We start from the raw sequence: 16531 nt of genomic DNA, 5'->3' as shown, positions 1-16531 counted from the left end.
ATCTTTTACAGCACAGACAAAAATAAAACTTGAGTAATTAATTTTAGGAGATATATTTTGCTGAATCTTGATCTGCGGAAGAAAAAACGAAAAATCACAGGGACAAATACTCCTAAAATCAAGATGATTCACTAGATTCAAAAGGTTGGCTCAAATTAGCTAGCGTCTCAAAGTCTAAGGTATCAACTAATGCCTGTAGTTGTTCGGCGATCGCCGGATAATCAGCGGCAAATTCTTGAATCAGGCTATCCAAAACTTTCATGCGAGCAGAACAGGCCGCTTTGTGAAAAGCTTGACGCCACCGAAGAGGAAACCGCTGTAAATCTGCCGCCGTTAGGGAGCCGGTACGCTCAGACCCTTGGTGGAGATCCCGAAAGGTTTGCCCTAAGCTCCGGGCACTTTGCCTATCCCATTGCAGCTCAAAGGAGAAACAAGAACCAACATTCGGTTGACTTACTACCGTAATTTCACCGCCCATCAGCCTCACAAATTTTTGGCTCAAAGCTAACCCTAAACCACTACCCTGTCCGTGGCGATCGCCAGCCTCTAGTTGGACAAAATCCTGAAAAAGTTGAGACTGTTCAGAGAGCTTAATGCCAATCCCTGTATCAATCACACTAAAACGAATCCTTAGAGGAGTATGGCTAGTGACCTCTACGACGAGCCTCACTTGCCCTTGATGGGTGAATTTTGTCGCATTACTCAACAAATGACTGAGAACAGAATGTAACTTCACCTGATCAGCAGTAATGTAGCAGGGTAAATCATCGCTACGGTGGATCTCGATATCAAGGTTTTTGCCTTCGCCAGAGGAGTGGAATCTTTTCTTCAAGTCATCTAACAGTCCATGCAAATTAAACAATCCTAAATTTAAAGAAGCCTGTCCCTCCTCAAAACGCGCTAGCTCAATAATGTCATTGAGAAATACCAGTAATTTTTGGCCTGACGCTGCAACAATATCGAGATGTTGGCGATGTTGTTCAGGAAAAATAGGCGACTGATCCATCACCTGCGCAAAGCCTAGAATTGCATTGAGGGGTGTACGAAGTTCGTGACTCATGTTGGTGAGAAATTGGCTCTTCGCAAAGTTTGCTGATTCGGCTTTTTCCTTGGCCTGTTCAAGATTTTTTCTAGTTTGCTGGCGCATTAAATGGTGGTAGATCAAATCACCGGCGATCGCCAACACATCCATATCCTCCGGAGACCAAGACGGTGGCTGGGCTTGATCCGAAAAACAAGCAAGATAACCCCAAGGATTTCCCTGATCATCTTGAATGGGCACGAGTACCAAGGCATGAATACCGAGACGAATTAACGCTTCACGCTCTAAACGCCCACCCTCAGGAATGTTTTGGACATCTGAAATAAGTATTTTTTCTTGGGTCTGCCACTTTTCGAGCCAGTAGGGAAAATGAGAGATCTCAATAGTTGACCATGCCTCTCCAATGTATTCTTTTGCCGGTTGAGACCAATAGCCTAACCTTTGCAGCTTCGTTGTTTTGGGCTGGCAATAGACAATAGACATCCAGCAAGCATCCAATGTTGTGCCTAACAATCCCAAAATCATTGAAAAATCTAGATCGTTATTGACAATAATTAAATTGGATATTTTCGCCAAAACCGTTTCGAGCTTCAGGCGACGACGGAGAGCCTCATCAGTCTGTTTTTGTTGGGTAATATCGAGGGCTAAACCACTGACAATATATTCATTGTCATCAACCTGCTCGATATTGAAAGATTTATCACTAAACCAATGCCAGTTTCCTTGGACATCCTGAATGCGGTATTCAATGACATATTGTTGTTCTAACGTGACCCCAGAAAAAATCGGTAGAATTCTAGGCAAGTCATCGGGATGGATTAACTCACGCCATCGCTCTGTATTTCGAACCCAATAATCTACGTCATAACCCAAGATATCTTTCAGTCTTGATGAATAGAAAAGTCCACCTTGCGTTGTGGAATATTGGTACATGATGGCGTGGACACCATCCACTAAATTTTGATAGCGGTTTTGGGTTTGGGCTAAATCATGGGCTGCTTGTTTGTACTCGGTAATGTCTTCTACGAGGCCAAGGACATAAATGGGTGCACAATCTTCGTTGTGTATGTATGAAATGATTATCTTTGCCCAAATATAATGACCTTGTTTATGAACACAGCGTTTTTCCAGTACGGCGCTTGGGATTTCGCCAGCTACAATGCGCTCAACTGTATTGGCACAGATGGGTGTGTCGTCGGGATGGGAAATGCTTTGCCATGTTAGCTCCAGCAGTTCATCTTGGCCATAGCCGATCAGATCACAAAAAGCCTGATTGACGGCGACGAATTGGCCTTCTAAGTTTAATTGGACAATGCCGAGGGCTGCTTGGTCGAAAATGCTGCGAAAACGTGCTTCGCTACTGCGCAACTCTAGCTCCATTTGTTTGCGATCGCTGATGTCTGTGGTGACACCGATGTGACGTAGCAAATGACCGTCATTGTCATAAATGCGAGAAGAACGGGAATAGAGCCAACGGATTTCACCATCTGCTCGGATAATTCGATATTCCTCATTAAATGGTTCTCCTTTTGCCATTTTTGCTAAAGCTGCTTGTTCACGCTCAAGATCATCAGGATGTACCGCTTCAAGCCACGATAAACTGTCGTCAATGAGGCTTTGACAGCTCCGTCCCCAAATTCTCTCGTAGGCAGGGCTAATGTAGGTGATTTTTGTTGGATCCGGCGGGCTAACCCAGAAACATTCGTCAATGTTTTCGACGAGTTCTCGAAAGCGTGTTTCGCTCTCTTGGAGGGCAAGGCTGGCCTGCCGAAATGCGGTGACATCCTGAAGTGTGCCGGAAAAATGTGTGACAATCCCGGCTTCGTCGGTAATTGCGTCAACGTGTTCTACTACAATTTTTTGGGTTCTTGATGTGTTGATTTTGTATTCGAAGTCATAAACTTTTTGCCCGGCTTTTAGTCTTTCTAAGGCTTCTAAAATACGGGGGCGATCGCCCGGTTCGACCATGGACAAAAAGACATCAAAATCAGGGTTGAGAGATTGTGGCTCTAGGTCGAAAAGTTGGAAAAGTTCCCTAGACCAGGTCAATGTATCCGAGGCGAGTTCCCACTCCCAAACGCCTATTTTCGCGATCTTTTGGGCTTTTGCTAAGCGGGCTTCGCTGGCGGCCAAAGCGGCCATTGTTTGTTGGTCTTCGGTAATATCTTGATTTGTGCCCCTCAGACCAATTACTTCGCCAACCTCATCCTTTAAGAGATTGATATATGCTCTTAGAATTTTCTGTGTATTGCCAGAGGTCGTAATGCGAAATTCAATGGGTTTTAACACATTTCTATCACCCCTTAAAAGCTCATCTACTGCTTGCTCAATGATGGGTAGATCGTCTGGATGAACAAAGCTTAGAAATCGCTGGTAAGTGGGCTGAAAAGATGTTGGATCAACATCAAAAATCCCATAGGTTACCTCAGACCAATACAGTTTTTCTACACTAAAATAACTTTCCCAATAGCCTAATTTTGCGATTTTTTGAGCTTCTGCTAGGCGGAGTTCACTTTGCTCTAATGCTTTTAAAGTGGTTGTCTCGGCGGTTACATCCTGCACAGCTCCTCTAATAGATAACACTTTGCCACGATCTGTGCGACTAATTTCAATGTAATTATTAAGGGTTTTCGTTTTTCCTGTTGGGGTGATGATTCGAACTTGCTCAGTAAGGTTATCTTTTTGTAGTTTGCCTGTAAAAATATTCTTGGTTAAGGTTTGGATGCGGAGGCGATCATCTGGATGTAGGAGTTCTGTAGCAATTGCGACTGTGGGTTCAAAGCTATTAGGCTCATAACTTGATATCTCAAAGCATTCCGGCGACCAAAAGATCTTTTTGTCAGTAATATTCCATTCCCAAACGCCAATATTGGCGATCGCCTGTGCCCGAGCCAGCCGTGCTTCACTCTTTTCTAGAGCCGCAATAATTTCCTTGTATTTTGTAATGTCTTGGCAGATCCCCTGTATGAATACAGGAGCACCGGATTCATCCCGCTCAACCGTAAAGCGATCCCGGACAAATTTCACTTCCCCTGCTGGTGTCACAGTACGATATTCCGTTTCTCCCGCAGAAAGATCCCCATTGAGGATTTGGTCTACCCTCTCAAGGAGCAGGGGACGGTCATCTTTATGCACTAAAGCGAAGAAGTTCTCGAAGTTGGCCTCAAGGCTCTGGGGTTCAAGGCCAAAAATTTCGTAGGAGTTCTCTGACCAATAATATTCGTCGTTCACAATGTCCCATTCCCATACTCGAACTTGGGCGATCGCCTGTGCTAGAGCCAGCCGCGCATCACTTTTTTCTAGAGCTGTAATCGTACTCATCTCTGCCGTAATATCCTGTGCCGCCCCCCGCAGAAGAAGGATAGTACCCGACCCATCACGGACAATTTCAATGCAATCCTTGAGAAATTTTGTTTCACCCGCAGGAGTAATAATGCGATAGATTTCATCGTCGTTATACTTGCCACCAGACAAAATATTTTCGATGACCACATTGACACGGGAACGATCGTCAGGATGAATCGCGTTCAAAAATAGCGCCGCTGTTGGTTCAATACTGTTAGCCTCATAGCCAAAGATTTCAAAACATGCCGGCGACCAATACACAGCTTGGCTCACGAAATCCCATTCCCAGACACCTAACCGAGCAATTTTTTGGGCTGCTGCCAGCCGATATTCGCTGGTGCGGAGCGCTTCTGCTGCTGATTTTCGTGCATGGATATCTTCAATGGTGGCCACCAAGTACGCCACTTCACCCTGGAAATTTTTAACCGATGCAATGTGAAGACTGCCCCAAAACCAACTACCATCACTGCGCAGATAACGTTTCTCACAACTAAAAGTATCGATTTCTTGGTTCCGGAATTTAGCAAAAATCTCAGCACTTATGGTGTGATCTTGATCGTAGGTGACATCAAAAACAGAGCGACTCAGTAACGTGATGACTTCCATGCCGAACATTTCTGCGCCACGTTGGTTGATAAAACGAAATTGTCCTGTCAAATCTGTTTCGGCAATACCAATCGGTGCACAGTTTAGGATGCTGCGGAGACGGGTTTCACTCATGGCTAAAGCATTGGTACGCTGGCGCACGAGGTCTTGTAGGTGTGCTTGGTAGGTATTGAGTTGAGTGGCTAGGCGGTTGCGAGCTGTCACATCTACTAAAACTGCCAATGCGAGTTGTTCAACGCCAGAGTTGTCGATGGTGCCAGATAGGGAAATATCAATGATTTCGCCATCTTTCTTGACGAACTGATATTCGACATCGCTAATCTGCCCCTGCTGGTAAAAGAGCGGCAGCATTTGCTTGGCAAATTCCTGTGATTGTAATGTGAGAAATTCGGTTAATTTACGGCCAATTACTGCTTCGCGGGTATAGCCCATGACTTCTAACCAGCGATCGCTCACCGCGACGATGTCTCCTGTTTGGTTAACTGCATACAACATGGCGGGTGTCTTTTCGTAGTAGTTCCGCTGCTGCTGGGCAATGTGGGTCAGATATTTTTTCTGGGCTGTGATATCGACAATCACGCCATCAATCCAGAGTAAATCCCCGGCTTTATCAAAGATGCCCTGTCCCCGTTCATCGACCCAGTGCGTAACGCCATCGCGATCTATGAGGCGATACTCCAAGGCAAAAGGTTCTTTTTTTTCTAGGTGTTCGTCAATATTTTCTTCAACTAGGGTGACATCTTCTGGATGGATTAGGCTGGCAAAGGTGCGATTTCCGGTCGGAAAAAAGTCAGTGGCTGGATAGCCGACGATATCGGCGATCGCATCGCTAATATACACGCCTTGCCAGTCTTTATTGTGGAGACAACGGTAAACGGCACCGGGAATATTTTTGATGAGTGTTTGAAAGCGATCGCCCTGAAATTCTGCGAGCGGATCAGCGGCTGGAGCGGCTTGGGTTAGTCGGTGACGACGTAGACAATGGCTGAATAGATCAAGGCTAAATTCTGACCATAGAAAACAGTCCGTAATCGGTTGGCGAAAGAGTTCCGCTTGGGTGATTTCTGACTCTGTTAGCCAACAACAAAATTTATTTTGAAAAAAGTCTAAATGATCTAATAAATATTTAAGGGGAGCATCCCCCAAAAAGACATCGTATTTCATCAACTCGTCGCTCGAGTCCACTTGATCTATGGCCAGCCATTCCACCTGAAATTGTCGATGATGACTTTGGCTGAGTAATGCTTGCATCCGCTCGTAGGACTCCTGTTCTGTGGACAGGAAAGCAATAACAGAAGGAACTTGACTCATGAATTTGTCAACGCGTGGCCTAACTTTAGGGCGATCGCCTACCGTTTTCTATGTAGATTATGTAAAGGTTTAATCAGTACTACCGTGATCTGAAATAGTGAATACTCTAAATCTTTTGCAAAAGACAATGCTTATGGGAGTAGCCGATGGTTGCGTCACAAACCTTGTCCCTGCAAATATCCCGTTACGACACCCATTATTAATATTGATCCTATCGCAACTGGGAGATTTTGACAGTCTCGAATATGCTTGGTGGCTCCAAAAAGATCGCGCATTGGTTGCTGATTTGAATGTTGTGGCTGTGGGGATTGGCGATCGCGCTGCTGGACAAAAATTTTGCGACTATACGGGGTTCAATCCAGAAAAATTATTTATTGATCCAACAGCTACATTACATCAAAAATTAGGGCTTTATTCTGGTTTGCAATGGAATTTTCCGGGATTGAAAGCAGGGCAACAGGCGTGGGTAAATCTCATGCTCATGTGCGCAGGTATCGCGAGTCCCGGCACATTAAAGGAAGTGTTGCGTGGCTACACTGGCGATAAAAATGCCCCCCAACTTTTTGGTGATGAAGAAACAATCAAAGCGCCACCTTTACCAGAGCTAAAGGGTAAATTTTTTGAAACGGCTGGTGGCAAGGGATTTCAACGTCCGTTGGAGCTCGCAACATTGCGGTTACGAAATATGGGGGAAGTGTTGGGCAACTGGTCAACCTATGTCCCCGATGCCAGCTATATGACCCAACGGGGCGGCACATTTTTATTTGATACGGATGGCGAACTGCTTTACGAACATCGTGATCGCGGTATCCTTGGTTTCGCTGAAAATATGAGCCGTCCTCTATCATTTTTAGGGGATATTAAATTCAAATCTTCTACTACTTAAATCTGTTCGGTTGGCTCTTTTAATTCATGTCAAAAATGTTGTTCCTCCTAAATTCCCCTTTCCAAGGGGGACTTAAATTATTTGTCTGTTTTAAGACCGCTGGGGAAGAATGGAAATACAGTATCGACTTAATTTTGAAGTTTATCGTCGCCCTTTTCGTACACCTCTCAAAACCCATCATGGTTTATGGTCAGTGCGGGAGGGTCTTATTGTTTCTTTAACTGATGCATTGGGCAATACCACCCGGGGCGAGATTGCGCCGCTGCCTTGGTTTGGCACAGAAACGCTGGCGGAGGCGATCGCCTTTTGTTCTGATATTTCTGGACATCTTTCTTCTCGAAAGATCCAGCAAATACCGAATCATTTGCCTGCCTGTCAGTTTGGTTTTGAAACAGCAACATGGCCCGTCAATCCTGAACTTTTATCAAGTATTTTAAATCCGGAAAAATGCTGTCAACTGCTCACGCCGCAGGTGGAGATGCAGAGTCAAGTTTTAACTTTCATTAAACAAGGTTTTCGCACCTTTAAGCTAAAAATTGCGGTTCATAATTTCACCGATGAACTTGAGTGCTGTGAGCAAATTTTGGCAATCCTACCACCTGATGGCAAACTGCGACTGGATGCCAATGGTGGTTTATCGTTGGAGCTGGCAAAACGGTGGGGTGAATGGGGCGATCGCCAACCCCAACTGGAATTTTTAGAACAGCCACTTTCGCCAGAAAACTTCACCCAGCTACTCTGGTTACAAAATAATTTTCAAACAACCATTGCCCTAGACGAATCTGTGACAAATCTCGAAAATTTGGTGGCTTGTTATGAGCAAGGTTGGCGTGGTGTTTTTGTGATTAAGGCGGCGATCGCTGGCTTTCCCCATCGCTTAAAGGAACTGTGCAATACCTTAGATTTGGATGTTGTATTTTCGACTGTTTTTGAAACAGTAGTCGGGCGCAATGCCCTCTTGCACCTAGCCTCAGAGGTTCGCCATGATCGCGCTTTCGGCATGGGCGGCAGCCATTGGTTTAACGATTGAGATTTATACAATTCTGCGCAAAGCCTGAGGACGATGAGTATAAAATACTTACATACATAAACTTGAGGATTAAATGTCGTGATGAAGCGGGTTATCACAAATATTTTGGGAAAAATGGCGATCGCCTGTTTATCTTTACTCATAATTGGCGGTATGGTGACGACGTTTCACGCCGATGCGTTAGCCGTGGACTACAACAAACGCACCTTTATCCAAGAAGATTTTTCCCACCAAGACCTCAAGGGCAATAGCTATGATCTTGCGAGTTTACGGGGCAGTGACTTTAGCTATTCCGATTTGCGGGGTGTGCGGTTTTTCTCTGCCAATCTCGAATTTGTAAATTTTGAAGGGGCAGATATGCGGGGCGCAGTGCTGGATTCTGCCCGTATTGGCCATACAAATTTTACGAATGCTAATCTTGAGGGCGCTTATCTAGCCAGCGTAAAAATTACGCCAAGTACCGTGATCGATGGGGCGGACTTTACCGATGCGTTAATCCTGAAAAACGAAAACGAAAAACTCTGCGAACTCGCCACAGGCACAAATCCCACCACCGGACGCGACACTGCCGAAACTCTCTATTGTCCCTAGGGCATGACGACAACTTTCGAGTTAGATTTTGACGAATTTCAACCCCTGTCTGCTTTTGTACGGCGGGTTGATTTTTTTATGGGGCAAGCGTTGCAACATGCCGAAAATTTGACTGAGACTGTTCCTCCCCTGCCATTTGATTTTGCCGCGACTGATCAACCGCCGACGGTCTATGCTCACCCTGCTGTGCTCAGTTTTGCCCAAGCGTTTCAGCTCAACGAATTTGAGCTGGATGTTATTGCTTTAGCCCTCGCTCCAGAGCTTGATTTGCGTTATGGGGCAACCTACGCCTATTTACAGGCAGACCCAGTCTGCACATATCCGACGGTAGACTTTGCCCTGAAAATGCTCGGTGGTGATGGGGGCGATCGCCTGCAACGGAGGCATCATTTTTCTGACGATGCGCCATTAATTGCCCAGCATATTATTCAGTTAGTACCGCCTCCCAACTCCATTAAACCGAGCCTTATTAGCCATTTTCTGGTTTTAGATGAACAACTCATGCGTCTGTTATTTCAGCAGTCAGGCTTAGATCAGCGTTTAAAGAATCTCTGTGAGCTCCATACGCCCCGGGGGAAGACGTTACAGACATCTCTTTGTACGCCTTTACAGCGCAATTTACCGCTGTTTATTTCGGCGCATTGTGATCAAAATCTACCCCTGCGGCTTTATTTACAAGGGAAGCGTCCAGAAACTTATTTTGATACAGCCTTAGAAATAGCATCAGCACTAGATATGGGGTTGCTAGAAGTACAGATTTCGGCATTGCTGACCCTTCAGGATCACGGCTGTGGGCTAGTGCCATTTATTTTTCGTGAGGCTTGGTTCCAAAATGCGCTGGTGTATTTTGAGGGGATTGATCTGTTGTGGCGAGACGATTATCAACGGGTAAATAGGCAACTGCAAGGGGCGATCGCCCGCCACCAAGGCATTGTCATATTTTCGGGGCAACATCCTTGGCAACCGAGCATGAGAGAAACGTTAGGGGTGATCTCCTTTCCCGTGGAACCGCCCAGTAATGAACAGCGACAACAATATTGGCGGCAGGCTCTAACCGCGGCGGAGATCAGCATCCCAACGATTCAATTGGCTCAACTCAGTGATCGCTATGGTCTCACTCCAAACCAAATTTCCAATGCGGTGGCGATCGCCCAGAAAAAACTGCAATGGCACGACTTTACCGCAACAAATATTGATCCCTTCCAAGAGCTATGTGCCGCCGCCCGCCTGCAATCAGGCCATAGTCTGATCACCCTAGCCAAAAAAATCGAGCCCCAATACACCTGGGCAGACATCGTCCTGCCATCGCCAATTTTGACCCAGTTACAGGGGATTTGCCAAGAAGCCGAATATCGTGATCTTGTCCATGAACAGTGGGGCTTTTCTGAAAAATTATCCCTTGGTAAGGGGTTAAATATTTTATTCGCGGGCGCACCGGGCACAGGGAAAACCATGACAGCTGAGGCGATCGCCAACCATCTCCAGCTCGACCTTTATAAAATTGATCTTTCCCAAATCATTAGCAAATATATTGGCGAAACTGAAAAAAATCTCCGCAAAATTTTTACCGCAGCAGCCGATACAAATGCTATTTTGCTCTTCGATGAAGCCGATGCCCTATTCGGTAAACGCTCAGAAATCCAAGATGCCCACGATCGCTATGCCAATATTGAAGTCGGCTTTCTTTTGCAACAAATGGAAGAATACGAAGGGATCACCATTCTCACCACAAACCTGCGCAGTAATATGGATACGGCCTTCGAACGTCGTCTAAGGTTTATTGTCGAATTTCCGAAACCAGATGTCGGCGATCGCCTCAAAATTTGGCAACAAACCTTCCCCACAATAGCTCCTGTGTCCCCCGATATCGATTGGCAATTTCTCGCTAAACAATTTGATCTAACGGGGGCAAACATTAAAAATATTGCCCTCACCGCCGCTTTCCACGCCGCCGATACCCACACCGAAATTACCATGGCAGCGATTATTTTTGCCCTCAAGCGCGAATACCAAAAAATGGGTCAAATTCTGCGAGATAAAGAACTGGGTAACTATAGTCGTAGTCGGCAAGATTAGCAGGGGTTTAACAGATTAAACCCTGACAGGAAAAGGTTTGAAAGTCTAGCAGAGGTCTTACCCTTGATGGCTTTGACCATAGTGCGGCTAACGCGGCGATCGCCTAGTACATTACCTTGCTGGCGATGCAATTAATTATGGACATGGTAATTCGGTAGACTGGTTGGATGGCCAAGATTAAACCGCTACCAAATGACGTTGTGCAGCTGATTGCCGCTGGGGAAGTGATTGATTCCCTCGGGGCGGTGGTGCGGGAGTTGGCGGAAAATGCCATTGATGCGGGTGCCACAAGAATTCACATCGATATTAATCCTAGCCTGTGGAAAATTCGGGTAGCGGATAATGGGCACGGCATGGATCTCGAAGATCTTGAACTTTGTGCCACACCCCATAGCACTAGCAAAATCGGCGATCGCCATGACCTTGCCCACATTTCAAGTCTCGGATTTCGGGGAGAAGCACTTTATAGCATTGCCCAGGTGGCGCATCTCAGTATTGCTAGTTGTACAGCGGGTGATACAGGTTATCTGTTGAACGCCCATCAAGACAAAATTTCAACGGCGAGTTTACACCCCATGTCGGTGGGCAGCATCGTCACAGTGGAGCATTTGTTCGCAAATTTTCCAGTACGTCGTAATGCATTACCCTCGCTCCAGCAACAGCTCAAAACAATTCAGCAGATTATTTTTCATTTGGCTCTGTGCTACCCCAAGCTCACCTGGCAAGTGAACCAGCCTAAGGGCTCATGGTTTCAGATTGCGGCGGGGGAAACGGCTCTCGATATTTTGCCGCAACTGTTAAAATCCCTTGCCCCACAGGATCTGGTTTATCGTCGGTTTACCCATGCTGAGCTGCCTTTACTAGAAGAACATTGTGCCTTGGAATTGGTCGTCGGTTTGCCAGATCGCTGCCATCGTCACCAACCGGATTGGCTAAAGCTTGCGGTCAATGGCCGCATCGTTAAATTTCCGCTCCTTGAACACTCGATTATTAAAGCTTTCTACCGGACTCTACCCCGCGATCGCCACCCCGTTTGTTTTGCCCATTTGCACCTACCACCCGAACAGATTGATTGGAATCGTCACCCAGCTAAAAGCGAAATTTATCTGCAACATCAAGCCCGCTGGCAGGACGTTATCAAGGAGGCGATCGCCCGCACATTGCGCCTCAGCAAAGCAAATTTACCGAAACTAGAAAACCAGCGAGTTTTAGATCTGATGATCGCGGCTGAACCCAAAGCCGAATATACTGTGACCCCAAAAAAAGCAGTCCAAATAACTACGACAAACATCGATCTAAAAATTATTGGGCAGTCCCGTAATACCTATATTCTGGTGGAGCATAAAGCAGGCATATGGCTTGTGGAACAGCATATTGCCCATGAGCGGGTTATATTTGAGCAAATTCAGGAAAAATGGCAAATTATCCCCAGTTCAAGTCCTGTCATTCTCGGTGATCTTTCGGCAAAACAATTGGAACAGCTCACTGAAAATTTGGGTTTAACCCTTGAGCCCTTCGGCGAAAATCTCTGGAAAGTAACGACCATTCCCGCAGCATTACAGACATACCCAGATCTTGAAGCGGCTCTTTTCGAATTGGCAGATGGGGGAGATCTGGGCACAGCACAAGCGGTGATCGCCTGTCGCACCGCAGTCAAAAATGGCACCCCTTTACGTCAAGAGGTGATGGCAGACATTATTAACCACTGGCAACAAACCAAAAATCCCCACACTTGCCCCCACGGTCGCCCCATTTATTTATCCCTCGAAGAAACATCCCTCTATCGCTTTTTTCGTCGCCATTGGGTATTAGGAAAAAGCCATGGTATCACCGAAACAAAGTCTAGCAAAATTGATTATTAAACTCTCTATAAATCTCTATGTTTGACACCGACAACATCATCGTTTCTGCCGAAGAAATGCGACAAATTGAAGCAGCAATCTTTGAGCAGGGAATGCCTGTCGCTGCCCTCATGGAAAAAGCGGCAACCTTGATTTTTCACTACATTCAAAGTCAATATCCGCGCGCCCAATATCCGACAATCGGCGTGCTGGTCGGCCCTGGCCATAATGGCGGTGATGCTTTAGTGGTGGCGAGGGAGCTATATTTTGCTGGTTATGAGGTATTGCTATATCGTCCCCTAGCTAAGCTCAAGCCATTAACAAAAAAACATTTTGATTATGCCCATTTTTTAAAGATATTTTGTACACCAAACTTTGAAAAGTTTCTAGATTGTGATGTGATTATTGATGGTCTATTTGGGTTTGGGCTAGAGCGGGAAATCACTGAAAATTTAGCATTATTAATAGAACAACTGAATGAAGCAGAAAAAGTTGTAATTAGCATCGATTTGCCATCGGGATTACACACTGATACGGGCAAAGTTTTAGGCACTGCTGTGCAGGCAACGGAAAGTTTATGTCTCGGTCTCTGGAAAAGGCTATACACCCAAGATGAAGCGATCCCCTACATCGGTGAGGCCACGCGGTTAGATTTTGGTATGCCGCCCCAAATTTTGCAGGATGTTCTCCCTCTTGATATCAATCTTCAACGTATGACAACGGCGATCGCCCAGTCTTTTTTACCTTTAGCGCGATCGCCGCTGACTTATAAATATCAACAGGGACATTTATTGCTCATTGGCGGGTCAGCACAATATGCAGGCAGCGTTATTTTGGCAGCTCTTGGGGCAAGGGCTGCAGGCATGGGCATGGTCACTATCGCTGTGCCAGAATCCTTAAAAAATGTGGTGGTGGCACAACTGCCCGAGGCCTTGGTGATCGACTGTCCAGAAAGTCACGAGGGAGTGATAACAAGGCTACCCACATTAGATTTTTCAAAATATCAGGCGATCGCCTGCGGTTGTGGATTAACCCTTACTGGCGCAAACAATATTTTGCCCGATCTTGTACCACGGGAAATCCCCCTCATTCTTGATGCAGATGCCCTAAACTGGCTTGCAGAAGATGACTTAGAACTGATCCAACATCGCCACGCCCCCACCATTCTCACCCCCCACCTCGGTGAATTTCGTCGCCTCTTCGCTGACCAGATTCCCATCGGCGGCGATCGTCTAAACATGACCCAAAAAGCCGCCAAACTTAGCCAAGCGATCACCTTACTCAAAGGCGCAAATACCATTATTTCCCGTCCCAACGGCCAAACCTATTGCGTTACAGAAAGTACACCAGCCCTTGCCCGTGGCGGTAGTGGCGATGTTCTACTCGGCTTAATCGGCGGTCTGCTTGCCCAGATGCCCGATACACCCCTTGAAATTACCGCAACAGCAGCATGGTGGCACGCCCAAGCAGGCATTCTTGCCGCAAAAGAGCAAACCCTCGCAGGAGTAGACGGTGTAACCTTAGCCACCTATCTCACAAAATTTCTCGCAGCCATGGTCGCCAATTCCTAGGGAACGTTAGTTATGAATAAGAATTTAGCTGATATTTCTTTAAAGAAAGGAAGACACGGAGAGGTAGAGACACGGAGAACCAACGAAAATCTGCGTTTTTTGACCCCTAGGATTGTTTAGATAAAACATCTCCCGATCTCTCGCTCTCTTATTCGCCGCGTCCTATTGCCAAGCATTCTTAAGCAAAACTCAGGTTAGGGACATTTTCCGAAGCGCCCTCCCTAGCGGAACCGAAAAACCTGTCCCAAAACTTTTAGCGGTGCATCATACCAATAGTCAATATGAGAAATAATCAAATCCCGCTCATTGACTTCGAGAAGGCTATATCCAGAAATACTTAAACGGGGTTGCCACGGTAAAGGACAAGTCATTTTCAATGTCCAATCAGTACGAATCGTCGTGCCATTACGATGAATCTGATGGAGATCTAGGTCAACATTTCGAAACCAACGACCGAGAAACCCAATCATTTTTTTGTAACGGTGAACCCCTCGAAATTCATTGAGCGGATCTTTAAAAAAGACGTTCCTCGCATAAATCTCAAAGCTTTGATGCTTAGGAAATCGCTGATAGTCCTGTTGCAAGATTTCAAGAATATCCATGGGTTATGCAGCTCGCTTGGTAGAAAAACAAAATTCAATTTATTGTCCACGATCCAGACAGTGAAGTGACAAAAAAATAAGCAAGCAAGGAAACTATAATCAAAGCCAATAAATTTAGGACGATAAAGTTGGGGAGTTGGGGAGTTGTGCAAGTCTCCCAAAGTCAAGGAAACCTTTGGAAAAGACCCGACTGTTGAACCCTAAGGTTTTTGTAATAATCTTGCTAGCCTTGGCTATACAGCCAAATCATGTCAGTGTTTATTGCTTGACTACAGCAGAATCAAGGTATCTTTCGGGGATATTGAAGGTTCGAACGGTTTTTGATACGGAGCCTCACCATGATCACATTTTTCAGATGGCAACACTTTATCGGGTTGATGGCAATACACTGGAGGGCGATCGCCGTAATAGATGATTACGAGTTGATCCTCAGGAGCCATGAGCTAACCTCTTTACATACCATGACTTTTTTGTTCTATAACCATTAAAATTTTTTTTTGACGGAAGTCAACGGAATAAGCTTGTATTTATTCTTATTCAACGCAATTTTTCATTGTCACCTACCTAAATAAGGAACGCTGTAATACATTACAATATTAAAGAAAGCATCGTCTTCAAAGTCAATTATCATATCTTTCAAAATCAAAAAATAGCATCATAAACCGTAGCAGATAATATTAAAAATGTTTATATCTAAAAAATTGGTTTTTACCGAATTACATAAAACAGGATGTAGTCATATTGGCAAAATATTAGGAGCTTTACTTGAAGGCATTCAAAAAGGTAAACATAATAGGCCTCCAGAAAATATTTTAGAAGGTGATTACTATTTTCTTGGCTCTGTCAGAAATCCTTGGGATTGGTATGTTTCCCTATGGTCATACGGATGTGGGCAAGCTGGCTCGATGTATTTAGCTACTGTTGTTGGCAATAAAACTCCCAGACGATTTACTGGCAGAGGTTGGAAAATAAACCCACTGGCCGCATCAAAATCCTATGTAAAAGATTTATTTAAAGACCATGAACGATGGCAAAGGTGTTATGCAGAGCAAACACCAGAAAATTTTCAAGAGTGGTTACGCGTTATTAATGATGAGGAATTTTGGGGAGACTTTGGGGAAGATTATGATCAATATCCAGCAAATCAAAGTATTGGTCTATTAACTTACCGATATCTTCGATTATTTTGTCGTAGTGATTTTCGGAATCTCAAAGACTTCTCTGAAATCTGCCAATTTGCAAAAGATAACTGTTATATTGACTATTTTATTAAAAATGAGTCATTGGAGGCTGATTTAGCTATAGCATTACAAAATTGTGGCCTTTTTACTGATGAACTTTCACTCGTAGAAAAATTAAAATCATTTGGTCGTACAAATACCTCTCCCCGCAAAAAAGATTACCTATATTACTATGATCAAAACAGCATAAATTTGATTACTCAAAGGGAAAAGTTAATCATCGAAAAATTTAATTATCAACCACCGAAAATAAATGTATCTCATGATAAAATAAATTAACATGCATAACAGGGTAATCGTATCAAAAAAAGAGGTCAAAATATGCCCGAATCAGCAAGGATCTTCAGCAAAAAATTATTGTCTAAGCCAGCTTGATATCGTTTCATCTT

General features: G+C 44.9%; 10 protein-coding genes. 7 read left to right on the top strand and 3 right to left on the bottom strand.

The window, feature by feature from the left end; translation table 11 throughout:
- Window positions 1–118: 118 nt before the first annotated feature.
- Window positions 119–6304 (bottom strand): PAS domain-containing protein, encoded by a 6186-nt coding sequence (locus tag NIES208_RS13110; protein ID WP_075893437.1) that lies wholly within the window; start codon window positions 6302–6304, stop codon window positions 119–121.
- Between the two features lie 133 nt (window positions 6305–6437).
- On the opposite strand from NIES208_RS13110, the gene NIES208_RS13105 reads away from it, so the two are divergent.
- The 6 genes from NIES208_RS13105 (at window position 6438) to NIES208_RS13080 (ending at window position 14299) form a co-directional block, all read left to right on the top strand.
- Window positions 6438–7190, top strand: a complete 753-nt coding sequence (locus NIES208_RS13105; protein ID WP_225875310.1) for a peroxiredoxin-like family protein — start codon at window positions 6438–6440, stop codon at window positions 7188–7190.
- A gap of 109 nt (window positions 7191–7299) precedes the next feature.
- A complete protein-coding gene (locus NIES208_RS13100) occupies window positions 7300–8220 on the top strand; it encodes an o-succinylbenzoate synthase (protein ID WP_084176628.1) in 921 nt (306 codons plus the stop codon).
- A gap of 81 nt (window positions 8221–8301) precedes the next feature.
- Window positions 8302–8811 (top strand): pentapeptide repeat-containing protein, encoded by a 510-nt coding sequence (locus tag NIES208_RS13095; RefSeq protein ID WP_075893435.1) that lies wholly within the window; start codon window positions 8302–8304, stop codon window positions 8809–8811.
- Window positions 8812–8814: 3 nt separating this feature from the next.
- Entirely contained in the window at window positions 8815–10887 is a 2073-nt protein-coding gene (locus NIES208_RS13090) for an ATP-binding protein (protein ID WP_075893434.1), read from the top strand.
- Between the two features lie 167 nt (window positions 10888–11054).
- Entirely contained in the window at window positions 11055–12749 is a 1695-nt protein-coding gene (gene mutL, locus NIES208_RS13085) for a DNA mismatch repair endonuclease MutL (RefSeq protein ID WP_075893433.1), read from the top strand.
- Window positions 12750–12766: 17 nt separating this feature from the next.
- Complete coding sequence (locus NIES208_RS13080; RefSeq protein ID WP_075893432.1) at window positions 12767–14299, top strand: bifunctional ADP-dependent NAD(P)H-hydrate dehydratase/NAD(P)H-hydrate epimerase; 1533 nt, start codon at window positions 12767–12769, stop codon at window positions 14297–14299.
- A gap of 221 nt (window positions 14300–14520) precedes the next feature.
- Here the strand turns inward: NIES208_RS13080 and NIES208_RS13075 are convergent, their stop codons facing one another.
- Complete coding sequence (locus tag NIES208_RS13075) at window positions 14521–14901, bottom strand: C6orf136 family protein (RefSeq protein ID WP_075893431.1); 381 nt, start codon at window positions 14899–14901, stop codon at window positions 14521–14523.
- A 269-nt stretch (window positions 14902–15170) separates the two neighbouring features.
- Window positions 15171–15341 carry a hypothetical protein gene (locus NIES208_RS19035; protein ID WP_171971771.1) on the bottom strand — a complete coding sequence of 57 codons (171 nt, stop codon included), beginning with the start codon at window positions 15339–15341 and terminating at the stop codon, window positions 15171–15173.
- A 243-nt stretch (window positions 15342–15584) separates the two neighbouring features.
- On the opposite strand from NIES208_RS19035, the gene NIES208_RS13070 reads away from it, so the two are divergent.
- A complete protein-coding gene (locus NIES208_RS13070; RefSeq protein ID WP_075893430.1) occupies window positions 15585–16421 on the top strand; it encodes a sulfotransferase family 2 domain-containing protein in 837 nt (278 codons plus the stop codon).
- Window positions 16422–16531 lie beyond the last annotated feature (110 nt).

Origin of the sequence: [Limnothrix rosea] IAM M-220 (genome assembly GCF_001904615.1) — a bacterium.
In the GTDB taxonomy this organism is placed as follows: Bacteria; Cyanobacteriota; Cyanobacteriia; order Cyanobacteriales; family MRBY01; genus MRBY01.
The sequence above is the reverse complement of the archived record's forward strand: the minus strand, read 5'-3'. Positions and strand labels throughout refer to the sequence as shown.